Below are 18957 nucleotides of genomic sequence, written 5' to 3' on the forward strand. Positions count from 1 at the left end.
GTTTCTCCTCAAATCCGCTAAATCGATAAGAATTTTCCTTACGTTAAATCAAATCTTTACCTGCGATACTCAACAGTTATTTAGCAATTTTTGACGCCCTCCCTTGTTAAGAAGTTGTGTATTTGATTAAATATTTTTATCTTTCTGATAAATATTCATCACGCAAAGGTGACGGATTTTTCTTAGTATGTCTAAGGAAAAGCTAGAAAAAATAGTCGCTCAGCCAGACTGGGCGACACAGGTAATTCTTTACGCTCCTTGGGGGAGCGGTTATGCACCAGGTAAAAACCAAACCACTTTCGAGTGTTGGTTATCCCTTGCTTTGCGCCTGATAGTGAAGATTTTCTTCATTTTCTCGCGCGAAACACATAATGAAAATTTCTGGTGCATATAGAGGTTACCCATGGCAGAGCTCAATGATGGCCGCGTAGATATCGTTTCACGCGATGATGGAAAAATCCTGTCACAGGCCAATGCGGGCTTGTCCCATAACGTCCTTCTGAATCAACCCAGCGTAGTGAGAATTCACGGTACCCGCGACATGGTGACTGGATTTGAGCGCCAGGGTAACGACCTGATTTTGCACATGCGCGACGGTAGCGTGGTTCGCTATCAACAATTCTTCTTCGACGACGTCGACGGTGACCACAGCGAGCTGGTATTCGACGATGGCGTTAATCCTCCTGAGCACGCGCTGTTCCCGATTACCAATGAGTTCGCCGATGCCCAGACTGCCATGGCGGTCACCCCGGAATATGAATCTCTGGGATCGATTGAACCGCTTCTGCTGGCGGATACCGGCGCGTCTAACGGCGTGATCACCGCTGCAGGTATTGGTGCGCTGGGTCTGGCCGGACTGGCGGTCGGCGCGATTGCCGGCGGTGGCGGCGGTGGCGGCGGTGGTGGTGGTGGTGACAATAATAACAACGGCGGGACCGACGGCGGAAACAACGGTGGGACCGACGGCGGAAACAACGGTGGGACCGACGGCGGAAACAACGGTGGGAATAACGGCGGTAACAACGGCGGTAACAACGGCGGCGGAACGACTCCCCTAACGCCAACTGTCAGTGTTAATGCGTTTACCGGCGACGATGTGCTGACCCAGGCAGAGAAGGGCAGTAACCAGACGCTGAGCGGCACCACCACCAACGCCGAAGCGGGTAGTACGGTGACTATCGTGCTGAACGGCAAAACCTACACCACCACCGTGGGCGCCGATGGCAGCTGGAGTATTTCTCTGCCGGCGGCAGATTTGGCGGCGCTGCCAAACGGCAGCAACACCATCAACGTCAGCGTCACCAATGCGGAAGGGAATACCGCCACCGGCACCGATGTGTTCACCGTCCAGCCTGAAATCACCCAGCCTGACGCGCCAACCATCGGGATTAACACCTTCGCCGGAAATGACGTGCTGGATGGGGCGGAAAGATCGACGCCGCAAACCCTGAGCGGCACCACTACCAACGTGCAGCAAGGGCAGACCGTCACCATTTCACTGGGCGGACAAACCTATACCGCAACGGTTGGGGCTAACGGCAGCTGGAGTATTTCGGTGCCAGCCTCGGCTTTGCAGGCGCTGGCCAATGGCGAGAGCACCATCACCGCGACGGTGTCTAATGCCGCCGGCGCCTCGGTCTCTGCCTCGCATAATTTCGATGTGCAGGCGATTTCCGTCAGCAGCATCAGCATCAGTGAACTCAGCGGCGACGGCCAGCTGAACGCCACAGAATCCCAGTCTCCGCTGGTGATTTCTGGTTTTGCTACCGGCATTCCTGCCGGCACCGTGCTGAGCGTCACGCTCGGCGGTAAGTCTTATTCTGCCACCGTTGGCGCTGATGGCAGCTGGAGCACCTCCGTGCCTGCCGCCGATCTGCAACAGTTGCCACAAGGCTCGAATCTGGTTACCGCGACCGCCACGCTGGCGGATGGATCGGTGGTGCAAAACAGTTCTGCCGTTTCGCTTGAGGTGCATACCACGCCACCGAATGCCACGATTGATGTGCCGTTCGGTGACGGCGTACTGAGTGGCGGTGAAGCGTCGACGCCACAGACGCTGACCGGTAATACCGGATCAACCGGCAGCGGGCAGACGGTTACCGTCACCGTTGGCGGCACGGAATACACCGGCACGGTCAACAATGACGGCAGCTGGACGGTCACCGTGCCCCCAGCCACCTTGCAGAATCTGCCGCAGGGCAGCAACGATATCACCGTGGTGGTCACCGATCCGGCGGGCAATACCTCCACCTCGACCACGCCGGTCAATGTGGTCACCGCGCCACCCACCGTCAGCGTTGAGCTGTCGGATGCGTTGCTGAATCAGACGGAAGTGAACCAGCCGCTGACCATCAGCGGCTTAAGCAACGGCAGCGAAACCGTCACCGTGACCCTGAATGGCGTCACTTACACCACCGCGGTCAATGCGAACGGCACCTGGAGCGTTAACGTTCCGGCCTCGGATTTGCAGGCGATCCCGCAGGGTGGTACGACCGTATCTGTCACCGCAACCGATGCCTATGGCAATACCAGCGCGCCAACCACCACCACCCTGGACGTGGATACCATTGCGCCTACCGTCAGTGTTGAAACCATTTCCACCGACGGCTATGTCAACGCGGGCGAACTGGCGCTGCCGCTGTCAGTCAACGGCCAGACGGAAGTCGGCAATACCGTGCTGGTGCAAATTAACGGTGTGGATCTGACCGCGACCGTCAATCCAACCACCGGCGCCTGGACAGTCTCGCTGGACGATATCAAAGGCGGCATTGCCGATGGCACCTATCAGGTGACGGTGATCGCCACTGATGCCGCTGGCAACCGCACCGAAACCTATACCGACGTGACCTTCGCTGCCGATCCGGCTAACCGCCCAACGGTGACCGTGGATCCGTTAACCGGCGACGGCGTGCTGAACGCCGCTGAAGTCACTCAGGATCAATTCCTTACCGGGCAGACCACCAATGCGCCGGCCGGTAGCCAGGTGCAGGTCACGCTGGCCGATGGCAACGTCTATCAGGGCGTGGTGGTGGCAGGTGGCGGCTGGAGTATTACGCTGCCAGCCAGCGAACTGCAGACCCTCACTAACGGCACCCAGTCATTTACCGTCCAGGTCACCGATCTGGCCGGTAATGCCAATACCGCCACGGGCTCCGTGAATGTCGACGTTGATAACAGCGTGGCATCGCTGAGTATTGGGGCAATCAGCATCGATAACGCGCTGAATGCGAATGAGGCCAACAGCGATCTGCTGATTGGCGGCGTCAGCGTGGGCCTGCCGGCGAACACGGCGCTGACCGTCACCTTCAACGGCATCGGCTATGCGGCCACGGTCGGCGCAGACGGTAGCTGGACGGCGACGGTTCCCGCTGCGGCACTGTCTGGCCTCGCCAACAATACCTATACCGTGAGCGTCACCGGGGTGGATGCGGGTGGCACCACGGTCAGCAACGATGCCAGCCTTGATGTGCGCACCGCGTTCCCGAACAACATCGAAGTGAATGCGCCGTTTGGCGACAATATTCTCAGCAGCACCGAAACGGATTCGCCACAAACGCTGACCGGTAACACCGGCGTAACCTTCCCCGATCAGTCGGTCACCGTGACCATTGGCGGTGTCGATTATCCGGCTACCGTTAATCCGGATACCGGCGTGTGGACCTTGACGCTGCAACCAGGCGTGCTTCAGGCGCTGCCAGACGGCAGCACCGACGTGATAGTGACGGTGAAAGATTCCCTGGGCAACAGCATCTCGTCAACGGTGCCGGTGACGGTGGATACCACGCCGCCAGCGCTGAATGTTGAGCCATTCGCCAACGATGGCGCGATTAACGCCCTTAGCCAGAATCAGCCGCTGGTGGTCAGCGGTACCGCCGAAGCCGGCAGCACCATCAGCGTGGTGGTCGGCGGTGTAACCTACAATACCGGCACCGATGCGGCAGGGAACTGGAGCGTCATCGTGTCGCCTTCAACCCTGCAAACGCTGCCAGACGGTAAATATGACCTCAGCGTCACCGCTACCGACGCAGGCGGCAATAAAACCACCGAGCTGACGCCAATCCTCAAAGACACCGCTGCGCCTGACGTGAGCCTGGCGCCGGTGTCCGGTGACGGCTATCTCAACGCAGTCGAGCACGGTGCAGCCTTGACCCTTACCGGCACCGCGGAACTGGGTTCAACGGTGCAGGTAACGCTGAACGGCGGCATTTACCCCGCCACCGTCAATGCCGACGGCAACTGGACTATCACCGTTCCTGCGGCCACGGTCACCCAGCTGGTTGACGGCAGCTATAACGTCATTGTGCAGGCTACCGATGCGGCGGGTAACGTCGGCACCACTACCCAGACACTGCAGGTCATCGCTAACGCGGCGGATCTGCCAACCATCAGCGTGGCACCGTTTACCGGCGACGGCATTTTGGATGGGGCTGAAAAAGGCCTGTCTCAGTTTGTCACCGGTAGCACCACCCATGTTCAGGCGGGTCAGGTGGTGACCGTCACCATGAACGGCGAGAGCTATAACGGCACCGTGCAGTCAGACGGCAGCTGGAGCGTACTGGTACCTGCCAGCGCCTTCTACCAGCTGGCGAACGGCACGCAAAACTATACCGTTGACGTCAGTGATGTTGCCGGCAACCCGGCGACCACCACCGGCAATTACACCGTGAATAACACCTTCAGCGCCATCGCCATCGGAGTAATTAGCGATGACAACATGCTGAATAATGTTGAAGCGCAAACCGATCTGGTGATCCACGGCAGCAGCCGTTTTGTGGCCTTTGGCGCGCGGATCCTGGTGCGTTTTAACAACGTCGATTACGAAACCACCACCAACTCTGACGGTAGCTGGAACGTCACCGTGCCGGCCGCGGCATTGGGTACCTTGCCGAATGGCGATCTGACCGTGACGGCTACCGCTACCGACGTGAACGGTAACGTCATTACCACCACCCACAGCCTGACTTCCGATGTGAATCCGGACTTTGCGCTGGTGGTGGATACGCCGTTTGTGGATGGCACCTTAAATGGAGCAGAGTCGATCGCCGATCAGACCCTCACCGGATCGACCGGCGTGACTGGCGCAGGTCAGGGCGTGTCGATTGTGTTGGGTGGCATCACTTATACCGGCACCGTTGATGCCAACGGTAACTGGTCTGTCTCGCTGCCGAATGCCGTGCTGCAGGCGCTACCACAGGGGAACAATCCGCTGGTGGTGACCGCGACCGATTCGGCAGGCAACAGCACCACGCTGAATGACAGCTTCCTGGTCGATACGCTGGCACCGGCCTTAACGGTTGATGCCATCGCCGAAGACAATCGCCTGAATCTGGCAGAGCAGGGTCAGCCACTGACCTTAAGCGGCAGCGGTGAATTTGGCGATACCGTCACCATTTCGCTGAATGGGCAGGTCTATACCGCCACGGTGACCGGTACCGGTAACTGGAGTGTGGATGTCCCGGCAGCGGCGCTGGTTGCGCTGACCGATGGCAGCTATGAAGTCCAGGTCACCACCACCGATGCTGCCGGTAACTCGACGTCTGTCCTGCGCACGCTGGATGTCGATTTAACGCCGCCGACGGTTACGGTGAATCCGGCCTCTGACGGCTACCTTAATGCGGCCGAGAGTAATCAACCGCTGGTGGTAAACGGCACCGGCGAAGTCGGCAACACGGTCAGCGTTGAGCTGAACAATGTTAACTACACCGCGGTGGTCAATGCCGATGGCGTGTGGTCGCTGACTATTCCGGGCAACGTGGTGGCCGGTCTGGCGAACGGCAGCTATACCCTCAACGTCACCGCCAGCGATCAGGCGGGCAACGCCACCGATACCAGCACCACGCTGGTGGTGGATAAAAATATTCCGTCCATCTTTGTGGCGGATATCACCGCCAATAACGTCATCGATGGTGCCGAACAGCAGGTGAACCAGCTGATCACCGGTACCGCCACTAACGTCGAGGCAGGGCAAACACTGACCGTGTCGCTGAACGGCGTCAGCTATGTCACCACCGTTGAAACCGGCGGCGGCTGGCAGGTGAGCGTGCCCGCCAGCGATCTGGCCGCTCTGGCCAACGGCTCGCAAACCCTTAGCGTCAGCGTGACCGATCTGGCCGGCAATACCGGCACTACCGATAAAACCTTCAGCGTGGATAACACCCTCAGCAGCATCGCCTTTAATCCGCTCAGCGGCGATGGCTATTTGAATGCGGTTGAGACCGAGTCAGCGTTAGACGTCACCGGTAGCACCACCAATGTCCCGGCCGGGAGCGCAGTGACCTTTACGCTCAACGGCGTAACCTATAACACTACGGTGAATGCCGACGGCAGCTGGAGCCTATCGGTTCCGGCCACCGCGCTGGCAGCATTACCGCAAGGCCCGGTGGATGCATCGGTTAGCGTTGAGGCAGGCAATGGCACCACTGTGACCAGCGATGGCTCACTGACGGTTCTGAATGAACCCACGCTGGCACCGACGCTGGCGCCGCCGTTTACCGATGGCGTGCTGAACAATGCCGAAGCGGGCGTGGCGCAGACGCTGACCGGGGTGACCGGCCAAACCGGCGACGGTCAGACCGTTGTGGTCAATATTAATGGCCAGGATTACAACGCCACGGTTAATAGCTCTGGCGTCTGGTCACTGGCTCTGCCGAGCACCGTATTGCAGGCGCTGCCGCAGGGCACCACGCCGGTCACCGTGACCGTCACCGATATCGCCGGCAATACCGCCACCATTACGCCGGTTCCGGACATTACCGTGGCAACCACCTTGCCAACGCTGACTACCGGTGAGGTGGCCGGCGGCGACAATATTATTAATCAGGAAGAACAGGCCAGCGCACTGGTGCTGAGCGGCACGGTCTCCCCGGGGGATACCGTTAATGTGGTGCTGAATGGCACAACGTACGCGGCAACGGTGGATGATGCGGGCAACTGGAGCGTGACGGTGCCGCAAACCGTGGTGGCCGGTCTTGCCGACGGTCCTTATGCACTGCAGATCGTGGCGTCAGATGTGTATGGCAACACCACCACGCAAAATCTGCCGTTGAGCGTGGATACTGAAGCGCCAACCTTTACCGTCAATGCAATCGCCGGCGACAACATCATCGACCTGGCTGAACAGAGCCAGCCGCTGGCCATTACCGGTACCGGTACGCAGGGCGATGCGGTGACGGTGACGCTGGGCGGACAGACCTACAACACCACCGTGGGTACGGACGGGCAGTGGAGCGTTACCGTGCCTGCCAGCACGCTGGGCAACCTGACCGAAGGGAACAATACCGTCACGGTGACGGTTATCGATGCCGCGGGTAACAGCGCGGTGCAGACCCCTGCGGTCAGCGTCGAAACCGCTATCGATACCACGGTGATCGTCAATACCGTGGCGGGCGACGATATCGTCAACGCCGCCGAAGCGCAGCTGGGCGTTAACGTCACCGGTAGCGTGGCGGATGGCAGCACCACCGTAGTGGTCAACTTTAACGGCACGAATTACACCGCCACGGTCGGTGCAGACGGGCTGTGGACCGCAACGATCCCTGCCAGTGCCTTAGCGGGCGTGACGGATGGCCCCTACACCCTGACTGTCACCGCGACGCCGACCACCGGCCAGCCGGTGACGGTCGATCGGACTGTCACCGTGGATCTCACCCCACCGGCGCTGATTGTGGCAACGATTTCTGGCGACGGTTCGCTGAATGCCAGTGAGCAGGGCCAGCCGCTGGCGATTAGCGGTACGGGCGAGGTCGGTGACAGCATTCGTGTCACCCTGAATGGCGTGACCTATCAGGGCACGGTCGATGGCGATGGCAACTGGACCGTTGCGGTGCCGGCCGATGCCACGGCGCTGACCAACGGCACCTATCGGGTGACCGTGACGGCAACGGATGTTGCGGGCAACAGCACTTCAGTCAATTCCTCGCTGACGGTGGATTTGACTGCACCGGCGCTGAGCGTGGCATCCATCGCTGGAGACGGCGTACTGAATGTGGCTGAACAGGCGCAACCCCTGACCGTTAGCGGGACCGGGGAAAACGGCGCGGCGATTTCCGTGACCTTCCAGGGAGCCGAATACCTCACCACCGTGGGCACCAATGGCCAGTGGAGCCTGGACATCCCGGCCGATGCGCTGGCCGGACTGACCAACGGCAATTACACCGTGACCGTGGTCTCCACCGATCTGGCCGGAAATACCACCACGCAGGATGCACCACTGAACGTCGTCGTTGATGCAGATACGCTGCCAACGCTTGCGCTGAATGCGTTCGCCGGGAATGACGTGGTTGATGGCGCTGAACAGCAGGTCGATCAGCTGCTGAGCGGCACCACCACCAATGTGCAGGAAGGCCAACTGGTCACCCTGACCCTGAATGGCGTCAGCTACACCGGCGTGGTGCAGGCGAGTGGTGACTGGAGCGTCACCATTCCAGCGGCTGCGCTGGGTGCGCTGGCTGACGGTAGCCAGACGTACAGCGTCACCGTTAGCGATGCGGCCGGCAACATCACCACCGTGCCGGGCAACTTTGACATTAACAGCAGCCTGAGCGGCGTGGCGATTAACCCGGTCAGCGGCGACGGCTACCTGAGTTTCGCTGAAGCCCAGGATCCGCTGACCATCAGCGGAACAACGTTTAACGTAGCGGAAGGTGCCGCGTTAACCGTGGTGCTGAATGGCGTGACCTATCCAACCACCGTGGCGGCGGATGGCAGTTGGAGCATCTCGGTTACGGCGGCAACCCTGCAGGGCCTGCCTGACGGCGCGCTGCAGCTCACCGTGACCAGTACCGATGCGGCGGGCAACCCGGTGACCAGCACTGCCGGGCTGACCGTGGCGATTACCGATCTGCCGGTGGTCACCACCGATGTGCCGTTTGTTGATGGCACCCTGAACGGTCAGGAAGCGGGCAGTCCGCAGACCCTGACCGGCACCACCGGCGTGACCGGCGATGGTCAGACGGTCAACGTCGTCATTAATGGCGTCACCTACAACGGTACGGTCGATGGCAACGGCAACTGGAGCGTCAGCGTTCCGGCTGATGCCTTACAGGCCCTGCCTCAGGGCGATACTACTGCGGTGGTTAACGTCAGCGATGCGGCCGGAAATCCGGCGACCGCCAATCTCACCCTGGCGGTTGATACTCTGCCCCCTGCGGTTGCAGTGGGTCCGGTTGCCGGCGACAACATTCTGAATGCGGCTGAGCAGGGCGCTCCACTGGTGGTCAATGGCAGCAGCGAAGCGAATGCAACGGTTCAGCTCACCCTGAACGGCGTGCAATACACCGCTGAGGTTAACGATACCGGCGAATGGACGGTGACCGTTCCTGCAGGCGACCTGGCTGCGCTGAGCAACGGTAACTATACCCTGAGCGTGACCGCCACCGATCCGGCAGGCAACAGCAGCACGGTCGACAGCACGCTGGCGGTGAAAGCCGATGCCGCCTCGCTGCCAACCCTTACCGTTAACACCTTTGCCGGCAATGACATTCTGGACGGTGCTGAACAGCAGACCGCGCAGCTGCTGAGCGGCTCAACGACTAACGTCGAAGCCGGTCAGATCGTCACCGTCACCCTTAACGGTCAGGTTTATGAAGCGACCGTACAGGCCAGCGGCAGCTGGAGCGTCAGCATTCCATCCGCCGCGCTGGCAGCACTGATTGACGGCACCGCCACCTTCAACGTGGCGGTCAGCGATGCAGCAGGCAACCCGGCCACCGCCACCCACAGTCTGACGGTTAACAGTGAGGCTGCAGGCATCAGCCTGGATCCGCTGAGCACCGATGGCTATCTGAATGCCGAAGAAGCGCAGGATGCGCTGATTGTTTCAGGTACCACGGCGAACGTCGCCGAGGGCAGCACGGTGACCGTGGCCTTTAATGGCCAGACCTTTACGGCCGTGGTGGGCGCCAATGGCGTGTGGAATGCCATTATTCCGGCATCTTCACTGGCAGGTCTGCCGGACGGGGCGGTAACGCTGACCGCCAGCGTCACCGACAATACCGGCGCAACCGTCACCGGAAGCAGCATCCTGAATGTTCACGTCAACGATCTGCCATTGGCCACTGCCGATACGCCGTTCTCCGATGGCGTGCTGAACGGTAATGAAGCCGCGCTGACGCAGACCCTGAGCGGCACCACCGGCGTCACCGGCGACGGTCAGACCGTCTCGGTAGTGATTGGCACCACGACCTATACCGGTGTGGTGGATGCGGATGGCAACTGGACGGTTTCCGTGCCGTCTGTGGCCCTGCAAACCCTGGCGCAGGGTGATACCAGTATTCCGGTGACCGTCACCGACGTTGCCGGCAACAGCAATACGCTGGCGATCCCGTTCAGCGTGGATACGGTTGCACCAACACTGTCTCTGAATCCTGTCGCGGGTGACGGCGTGGTGAACAATGGTGAAGCCGCCGCGGAAATCACCGTGAGCGGTGGCAGCGTGGGCGCAGAGGAAGGTCAGACGGTCACGGTCACCCTCAATGGACAAAGCTACAGCACCACCGTTAATGCCCAGGGTGACTGGAGTCTGCAACTTCCAGCCGGTTTACTGCAGGCTGCGGCAGACGGTAGCTATCAGCTGAATGTCAGCCTCAGTGATGCGGCAGGTAACACCGGCACCATCACCACCACGGTGGTTGTGGCGACGGAAGCGCTGCAGCCGACCATCAATACGCCATTTGTCGATGGCTATCTGAGTATCAGCGAAGCCGGGGCCGATCAGACGCTGACCGGCACCACCGGCGTTAGCGGGGCCGGTCAAACCGTCACCGTAAACATCAATGGCGCTGATTTCACCGCCACGGTGGATGCCAACGGCAACTGGACCCTGCCGCTCAGCACGGCGACCTTGCAGGGCCTGGGCGAAGGGATCCAGACCATCACCGTGACCGCCGCCGATGCGCAGGGCAATACCGGTACGATCGACACCACCATTACCGTCGATCTGGTTGCGCCAACGCTGGCACTGACGCCGGTTGCCGGCGACAACATCATCAATGCGGCTGAGATCCTGCAGCCGGTCTCCATCAGCGGTACCGCGTCCGTGAGCGAAGCGGGTCAGCAGGTGACCATTACCTTTAATGGCCAGACGTATCAGCAAACGGTGCAAAGTGATGGCACCTGGAAGCTGGATCTGCCTTCCAGCGTGACGCAAACCCTGGCCGATGGCACCTATCCGGTCACCGCCACGCTGACCGACAGCGCCGGGAACAGCACCGTGCAGAATCTGACGGTGACGGTGGATGCGTCTCCGGCTAACCAGCCAACCATTACCGTGGGCATCGTCTCCGGCGATGACTACATTAATCAGGCCGAAGCCGGACAGCCGCTGACCATCGCGGGAACCACCACTAACGTGGCGGAAGGACAGACGGTCACCATTACCCTGAACAACGTCACCTATACCGCCACGGTGCTGGCAGACGGCACATGGACCACCAGCGTGCCGGCCGCCAACGTTGGCGCGCTAACGGACGGTGCGCAGACCATCAGTGTCTCGGTAACGGATACCTCCGGCAATCCGGCCAGCTCAACGCATCAGGTGACGGTGATTGCTCAGGCAGCCGATCTGCCGGTGATCGCCATTAATCCGGTGACCAGCGATGATGTGATCAACTTCAATGAATCCCGAAGTGATGTGCAGATCACCGGGACCAGCCAGCATATTGCCGCCGGGGATAACATCACCGTTACCCTCAACAGCAAAACCTACACTGCCACGGTGGATGCGGACGGCAACTGGACGGCAACCGTTCCGGCGGCGGATGTTCAGGCGCTGAATCAGGGCAGCAACAGCGTGACGGCCAGCGGCAATGACGTGGCGGGCAACCCTGCCACCAGCAGCGAAAACTTCACCGTCGATACTAATCCACCGATCCTCGATGTCACCTTAGGTGCCGGAACGGATCAGATCCTGAATCTGGCTGAAGCGGTCGCAGGATTGTTGGTGGGCGGTACGTCCGAAGCGGGGCTGACCATTGACGTGACGCTGAACAATAAAACCTACACCACCACGGTGACGGATAACGGCACCTGGAGCCTGACTATCCCGGCCGGTGATTTGCTGCTGCTGCCGGATGGCACCGCGCAGGTCGGTGTTTCGGTCACCGATACCGCCGGCAATACCACCACGGATCTGCTGGATCTGGGCGTGGCGATCAATACGCTGCCGGTGCTGACGCTGGCGACGCCGTTTGTGGATGGACTGCTCAATGCAGCCGAAGTCACGGCGGCACAGATCCTGACCGGTACCGCCACTAACCTGGATGTCGGCACGGCGGTTCAGGTGACCATTGGTAACCTGACCTTCGCGGGCTCCGTTCAGGCTGACGGCCTCTGGTCGGCGAACATCCCGGCCGGAGCGCTCAGCGGCCTCGCGGATGGAACCCTGCAGGTTTCCGTCACCGCAACGGACGCGGCGGGCAACCCGGCCAGCGTCAACGGCAGTGTTGAAGTGCTGGTCAATACGCTGCCGGTCGCCGATATTGCGGTTCCGTTTGTCGATGGCGCACTGAATGCCGCTGAAGCTGGTGTCGATCAAATTATCAGTGGCACCACCGGCATTGTCGGTGCGGGCCAAACGGTCGAATTACGGATTGATAATAATGTCGTCACCGCAACCGTCGATGCTAACGGCAACTGGAGCGCCACGCTGACGCCATCAATGGCGGCGGATTTGGGCAACGGCACGCATACCATTGACGTGGTGGTCACCGATCGCGCGGGTAACAGCAGTAGCGACTCGCTGGACTTCACCGCCATCATCACCGGACTGCCGGCACCCACGCTGGTGCAGCCGTTTGTCGATGGCGTCCTGAATGCCACGGAAGCGGCGGCAGGCGGTGCGCTGACGGGCGTCACCGGCATCACCGGTGCGCAAACGGTGAGCGTCAATATTAATGGCGCGGCCTATACCGCGACGGTGGATACGGCGACCGGGCAATGGAGTCTGGCATTACCGGCCAACGTATTGACCACGCTGCCGGATGGCAACTGGCCAATTACGGTTACCGTCACCGACAGCGTAGGCAACGTTGGAACGACCAGCGGTGCCTTGCTGGTGGCGATTAACGATCTGCCTGACGTGTCGATCAACCTGCCGTTTGGCGATGGCCAGCTGAATATCAGCGAAGCCGCCCTGGCGCAGGCCATCAGTGGATCCACCGGTAAACTCGGTGCGGGCCAGACGGTGAATGTCACCATCAGCGGCTTCAACAATGGTAACCCGGTTGCGGCGACCGTCGATGCGGGCGGCAACTGGTCGCTGAGCCTGACGCCTGCGCAGCTGGGTGCGTTGGCCAACGGCACCCATACCGTCAGCGTCACCGCTACCGACAGCGCGGGTAACACCGACACCGCGTCGCTGGACTTTACCGCTGCACTGACCCTGCCAGATCCCACCATCAATACCCTGTTTGGCGATGGCGTCCTGAACATCGCTGAAGCGGCCGGCGCGTTAACGCTGACCGGCACCACCGGTGCTACCGGGGCCAACCAGGGCGTACAGCTGAGGATCGACGTGGCGGGCGTCACCTATACCGGCACCGTCGATGCTGACGGTAACTGGTCGGTGGCGTTGCCAGCGGGCACATTGAGTGGCCTGACCGCAGGGACGCACACCGTCAACGTGACGGTCACCGATCCGGCGGGCAACAGCACCACGGAAACCCTCGACTTTACCGCTGCATTGACTGCTCCGGTGGCCACGCTGGCAACGCCGTTTGTCGACAGCTTCCTCAATCTGGCGGAAGCCACAGCCGGTGCGGCGCTGACCGGTACGGCGGGCGCTAACCAGGCGGTGAGGGTCACCGTTGGTGGCAATAACTATGACGTTACCGCCGGCACCAACGGTGTCTGGACGGTGGATCTCGACGCGGCCGCGTTGGGCGCGCTGGCACAGGGTACGCAGGCGGTCACGGTGGTGGCCACCGACAGTGCCGGCAATGCCACCACCGTGGCGGGCAGCTTCACGGTGGATACCCAGGCACCGACCGTCACCATTACGCCGTTTACCGGCGACAATACGCTGACCTATGTCGAAAGCCTGTCTGCGCAGACGCTGAGCGGAACCACCGTCGGTGCCAGCGCGGGACAGCTGGTAACGGTCACCATCGGTACCTCCACGCTGACCGGCATGGTGCAGGCTGATGGAAGCTGGTCAGTCAACGTTACGCCAGCGGCGATTGCACAGCTTGGCACCAGCGGCACCGGCACCATCGGGGTGTCGGTAGCCGATGCGGCAGGCAATATCGGCACCGCCAGTGCCAACGTCACCGTAGACCTGACGCTGCCGGCAACGCCGCTGTTAACCCTGGCACCGGTGTCGACTGACAATATCGTGAACGCCACCGATGGTGACACGCTGACGATCGGCGGCACCTTTGCTAATCTGCCAGCCTTAACGGGCGCGGGAACCATTACCGTCACGGTAGATGGTGTGCCGGTCGGCACCTATCCGGTAGCGACCGCCGCAGGCACCTGGTCGGTGACTATCCCGAACCTGCCAGCGAACCTGGCCGACGGGACCCACACTGTTCAGGCCCAATTGATCACGGCGGGTGCAGGCACGTTTACGGCTAACGAGCAGATCCTCGTCGACCGCGTAGCGCCAACGCTGACCATCGCGGCATTTGCTGGCGATAACGTGTTAAATGGCAGTGAAGCCGCGTTTTCGCAGACCATCAGCGGCACCGCATCCACCTCCGAGGCGGGCAGAGCGGTCACCGTGACGCTGGAAGGCAAAACCTATACCGCGATTGTGCAGGCAAACGGCAGCTGGAGCACCAGCGTGCCTTCAGGTGACCTACAGGCCCTCACGCAGACCGGTCATACCATTACCGCCACCCTGAGCGATGCGGCGGGTAACGTCACGACTGCTACGGATACCTTCACCGTGGACACCGGCGCACCGCTGATTCAGGTGGATGCGCTGCTGGGCGATAACCTGTTGAACGCCACCGATATCCTCGCCACGCAGTTGCTGACCGGTACCGCATCCGGGGCCGAAGGCCAGACCATTGGTCTGTATCTCGGCGACGGTGCACCGATTGCGACCGCAATCGTGCAGCCTAACGGTACCTTCAGCATTCAACTTACGCCGGAAGTGCTGGGTAGCCTGACCGACGGCACGCTGGTGTTTGGCCTGCGTGTCGACGATGCCGCCGGTAACCAGACCGATGCCACGGTCACCATTAATAAAGTGGTGAACAGCGCGCTGAATCTGGTGGTCGACTCGCTGTTTGGTGACGGCTTCCTCAATGCAACCGACACGGCCGTAGCCCAGACCATTACCGGTGTGGCAACCTCCGCTGGCGTCGGTGCGACGGTATCCTTAACGCTGGGCGGCACCACGTTGACCGCCAACGTCGGCCAGGACGGCAACTTTGCGCTGGTAGTACCGCCGAGCCTGTTGGGTGCGCTGCAGCCTGGCAGTACGGAACTGCAACTGGTGCTGACCGATGCGGCTGGTAACAGCAGAACCATCGGCGAAACCGTCACCACAATCCTTACCGCACCGGTTATCGGCGCGCTGGATACGCTGTTTGGCGGCGATGGCCTGCTGAATATCGCCGAGGCTGCCTTAACCCAAACCGTGGGTGGCACCGTCACGGCGGCTACCGGTTCAACAGTCACCGTCACGCTGGGCACCAAGTCCTACCAGTCAACGGTGAATGCGTTGGGTCGCTGGAGCGTCAACATTCCACCACTGGATCTGGCCGCGCTGACCGATGGCACGCTGGCGCTGGGGGTTAAAGTTGTCGACCCGGCGGGGAACACCAGCTCAACATCGGTTAACGTCGGCATCTTTACCGCCACGCCAACCGTGTCGATCGGATCGATCTTTGGCGATGGCATCCTGAACATTGCTGATGCGCTGACCAATCAGACCATCAGCGGCACGGTTAACAATGCCGTGGCGGGATCTATCGTCCATGTGACGGTCGGTAATACCACGGTTGATGCCACCGTCGGCAGCAACGGTGCGTTCACTGCCACCATCACGCCGGCACTGTTGAGCACCCTGACCAGTGGTAATCTGACCGTTACCGCATCGGTGACCGATCCGGCGGGGAACACTTCGCAAGTCGTATCCGCCGGAGCGGTGGTCAAACTGACCGCGCCTTCAATCACCATCAATCCATTGTTCGGTGATGGTCTGCTGAACCTGGCAGATGCGGTACTGGGCCAGACCATTGGCGGCACTATCACCGGCGCGGATGCAGGTTCCCGCGTGGTGGTCACCATCGGCGGCACCCAGTTTGTCACCACCACCGCAGCCAACGGCGCCTTCAGTCTGGCGCTGACGCCGACCCTTCTGCAGGGACTCACCGACGGTAATCTCTCCGTTGGGGTCAGCGTCACCGACAGCGCAGGTAATACCACCTCGACGTCAGCCAGCGCGCTGGTTGGGCTGCAGGTGCCAACCATCACCCTGAATCCGCTGTTTGGTGATGGCGTGCTTAGCCTGCTGGAGTCGCTGGTGACGCAAACCATCAGCGGTACGGTCGGTAACGGCGTCGCCGTCGGTTCAACCGTGACCATTAATCTGGGCAGCTCTACCGTGACCGCAACCGTGGGTCAGGGTGGGGTATTCAGCGCGCAGGTTGCACCAAACATCCTCGGCACCTTACTGGACGGCAACCTGACGGTCGGCGTCTCGGTCGCGGATGCGGTGGGTAACGTGGCCAGTACCAGCGCGGGTCTGAAAGTCGGCATTCACAGCACGCCAACCTTGACCCTCAACACGGTGTTTGGGGATGGTGTGCTGAGTGCCAGCGATTTGAACGCGGCGCAAACCATCAGCGGGTCTTCAACCAACCTGACGACGGGTACCACGGTCAGCGTGTCGCTGAGTGGTAAAACTTACACCACCACCGTGGGAAGCGGCGGCAGCTGGAGCATCAGCGTACCGAAAGCCGACCTTACCGCGTTAGCCAACGGCACCCTGACGGCTACGGCGACCGCCACCGATGCCTATGGCAACCAGGCAAGCAATACCGGCCCGTTAAGCGTGATTGCGCAGACGCCGCCAACGGTAACGATCTCCAGCGTCTTTGGTGATGGCTTGCTGAACGCGACGGATGCCCTCAGTGCGCAGACCATTTCCGGTACCTCAACCAATGCCGAAGGTTCGGTGATCACGGTGAGAGTCGGCACGGCTACGCTGACCACCACCGTGGGTGCTAATGGGGCATGGAGCGTGTCGGTCCCGGCCGCTACGCTGGCTGCCCTGCCGGACGGCACGGATTCGGTTACCGCCACCCTGACCAACGCCGCTGGTAATGCCGGTAGCGGAGCCACCACGGTACTGGTGGGCACCCACACGCTGCCAACCGTGGCGATCACCAACAGCAGCGTGTTTGGCGGCGACCACTATCTGAATCTCAGCGAAGCCAATGTCGCCGAGACCATCAGCGGCACCTCGACCAATGCGGTAGGAAGTTTGGTCTCGGTAAACGTGGCGGGGAATGTGTATACCACCACGGTGCTGGCCAACGGCACCTGGAGCGTCACCGTGCCTTCCGCGGCGCTGAAAAACATCGCGGATGGCTCGACCAACGTGACGGTCACGCTTACCGATGCGGTGGGCAATACCTCGACGGCCAGCGATGCCTTTACCGCGGTAACCCATAACCTGCCAGCGATTGGCGTCGACCCAATCCTCAGCCTGGTCAGCGTGTTGCTGACCGGTCTGACCGTATCGGGCGGCACGCTGAACCTGGCGCAGGGCACCCGACTGAACGTCACGCTGAACGGCACCACTCTGCAGGCCACTACCGATGCGCTGGGTCGCTACAGCGTGAAGTTCACCGGCGGCGTGCTGACGGCGCTGAGTCTGAGCAGCATTGTTACCGTGACGGCGGTGGATGCGGCCGGTAACCCGGCATCAACCAGCAACACCTTGCTGTTGGGTTCGCTGTTGCCTGTCAGCACCTCCTCTGCCGCCACCGCCTCGGTGCTGATGGCGGTAGTTGCCGACGATACCTCGGCTGCCGCGGCGTCAACGCACTCCACCACGGACACCAGTACCACCGCGGTGACGCATGCCGCGACGGTAGATTCCACTCTGGTGACCGGCAGTGATACCAGCAGTACCGATACCAGCACCACCACGCATGATGCAACGGCCACCGCAGCGACGGCGACCGACACGGCGGCAGTGGCAGACAGCAGTGCTTACACCATTGGCGGCGTGGTAATCACCCTGGCGGATGGTCATACGGTGGAAGGGGCGTCGGTCACCGGTAGTGCGGGCAATGACACGGTAACCGTGAACTCGCTGAACTTTACCCATATCGACGGCGGGGCAGGTACCGATACGCTGGTACTGAACGGTGAGCACATGACCCTCGACCTCACCTCACTGGGGCTGAAAGTTGAGCACATTGAGGTGATTGACCTCGGTAAAGCCGGCACCAACAGCGTGAAGTTGGATCTCAACGAAGCCCTGAATATCACCGACAGTCAGACCAACGACCTGGTGATTAAAGGGACCACCGGTGACCAGGTGACTCTCGCCAACGGCGATGGCGGCGTATGGGCAACCTCAGGGCAGCGGACCGTTGATGGACAAACGTTTGACGTTTATCACAACTCGGCGCTCTCTTCGGCGAACACGCTTGGCGATGTGCTGGTACAGCACAATCTGCAGGTTCACGTGGTCTGATAAAGACTTTCCCTGCACGAGAGAGGAAATTCTCGTGCAGGGCGTCTAAGGTTAAGAGGAGGTTAACAGTTACTGGCTTTTGCAAAAGGTTCTTATAAAATAAGACTGTCAACGCAATGTGTTAATGTTGCGTAAAGAAAGACCAATAATACTAATATAAGAAGATCGCCTTTAACGGCGATCTTCCCATTTAGAGGGGGTTCCCTCTTATTTATGCAAGATGTCATGGCTGCTGTTCTAACCATTTCTCTTGTGGCGGGTTGCGCTTTAATCCGTCCGACACCGGGTCAGGCTCAGCT

The 18957-nt window shown here is 60.7% G+C and carries 1 protein-coding gene; it reads left to right on the forward strand.

All coding sequences use genetic code 11. From position 1 onward, the window contains the following. The first annotated feature begins 403 nt into the window (after nucleotides 1–403). Nucleotides 404–18658, forward strand: coding sequence for an Ig-like domain-containing protein (locus AC1UKS_RS07150; RefSeq protein ID WP_482436217.1), 18255 nt, complete (start codon nucleotides 404–406; stop codon nucleotides 18656–18658). The last annotated feature ends 299 nt before the right edge of the window (nucleotides 18659–18957 follow it).

The sequence above is a fragment of the Erwinia sp. AK-PDG3-5 genome (genome assembly GCF_056821705.1).

Bases quoted from the DNA above. Each gene is read 5' to 3' on its own strand.
- AC1UKS_RS07150 (WP_482436217.1), top strand. From the start codon at position 404: ATGGCAGAGCTCAATGATGGCCGCGTAGATATCGTTTCACGCGATGAT.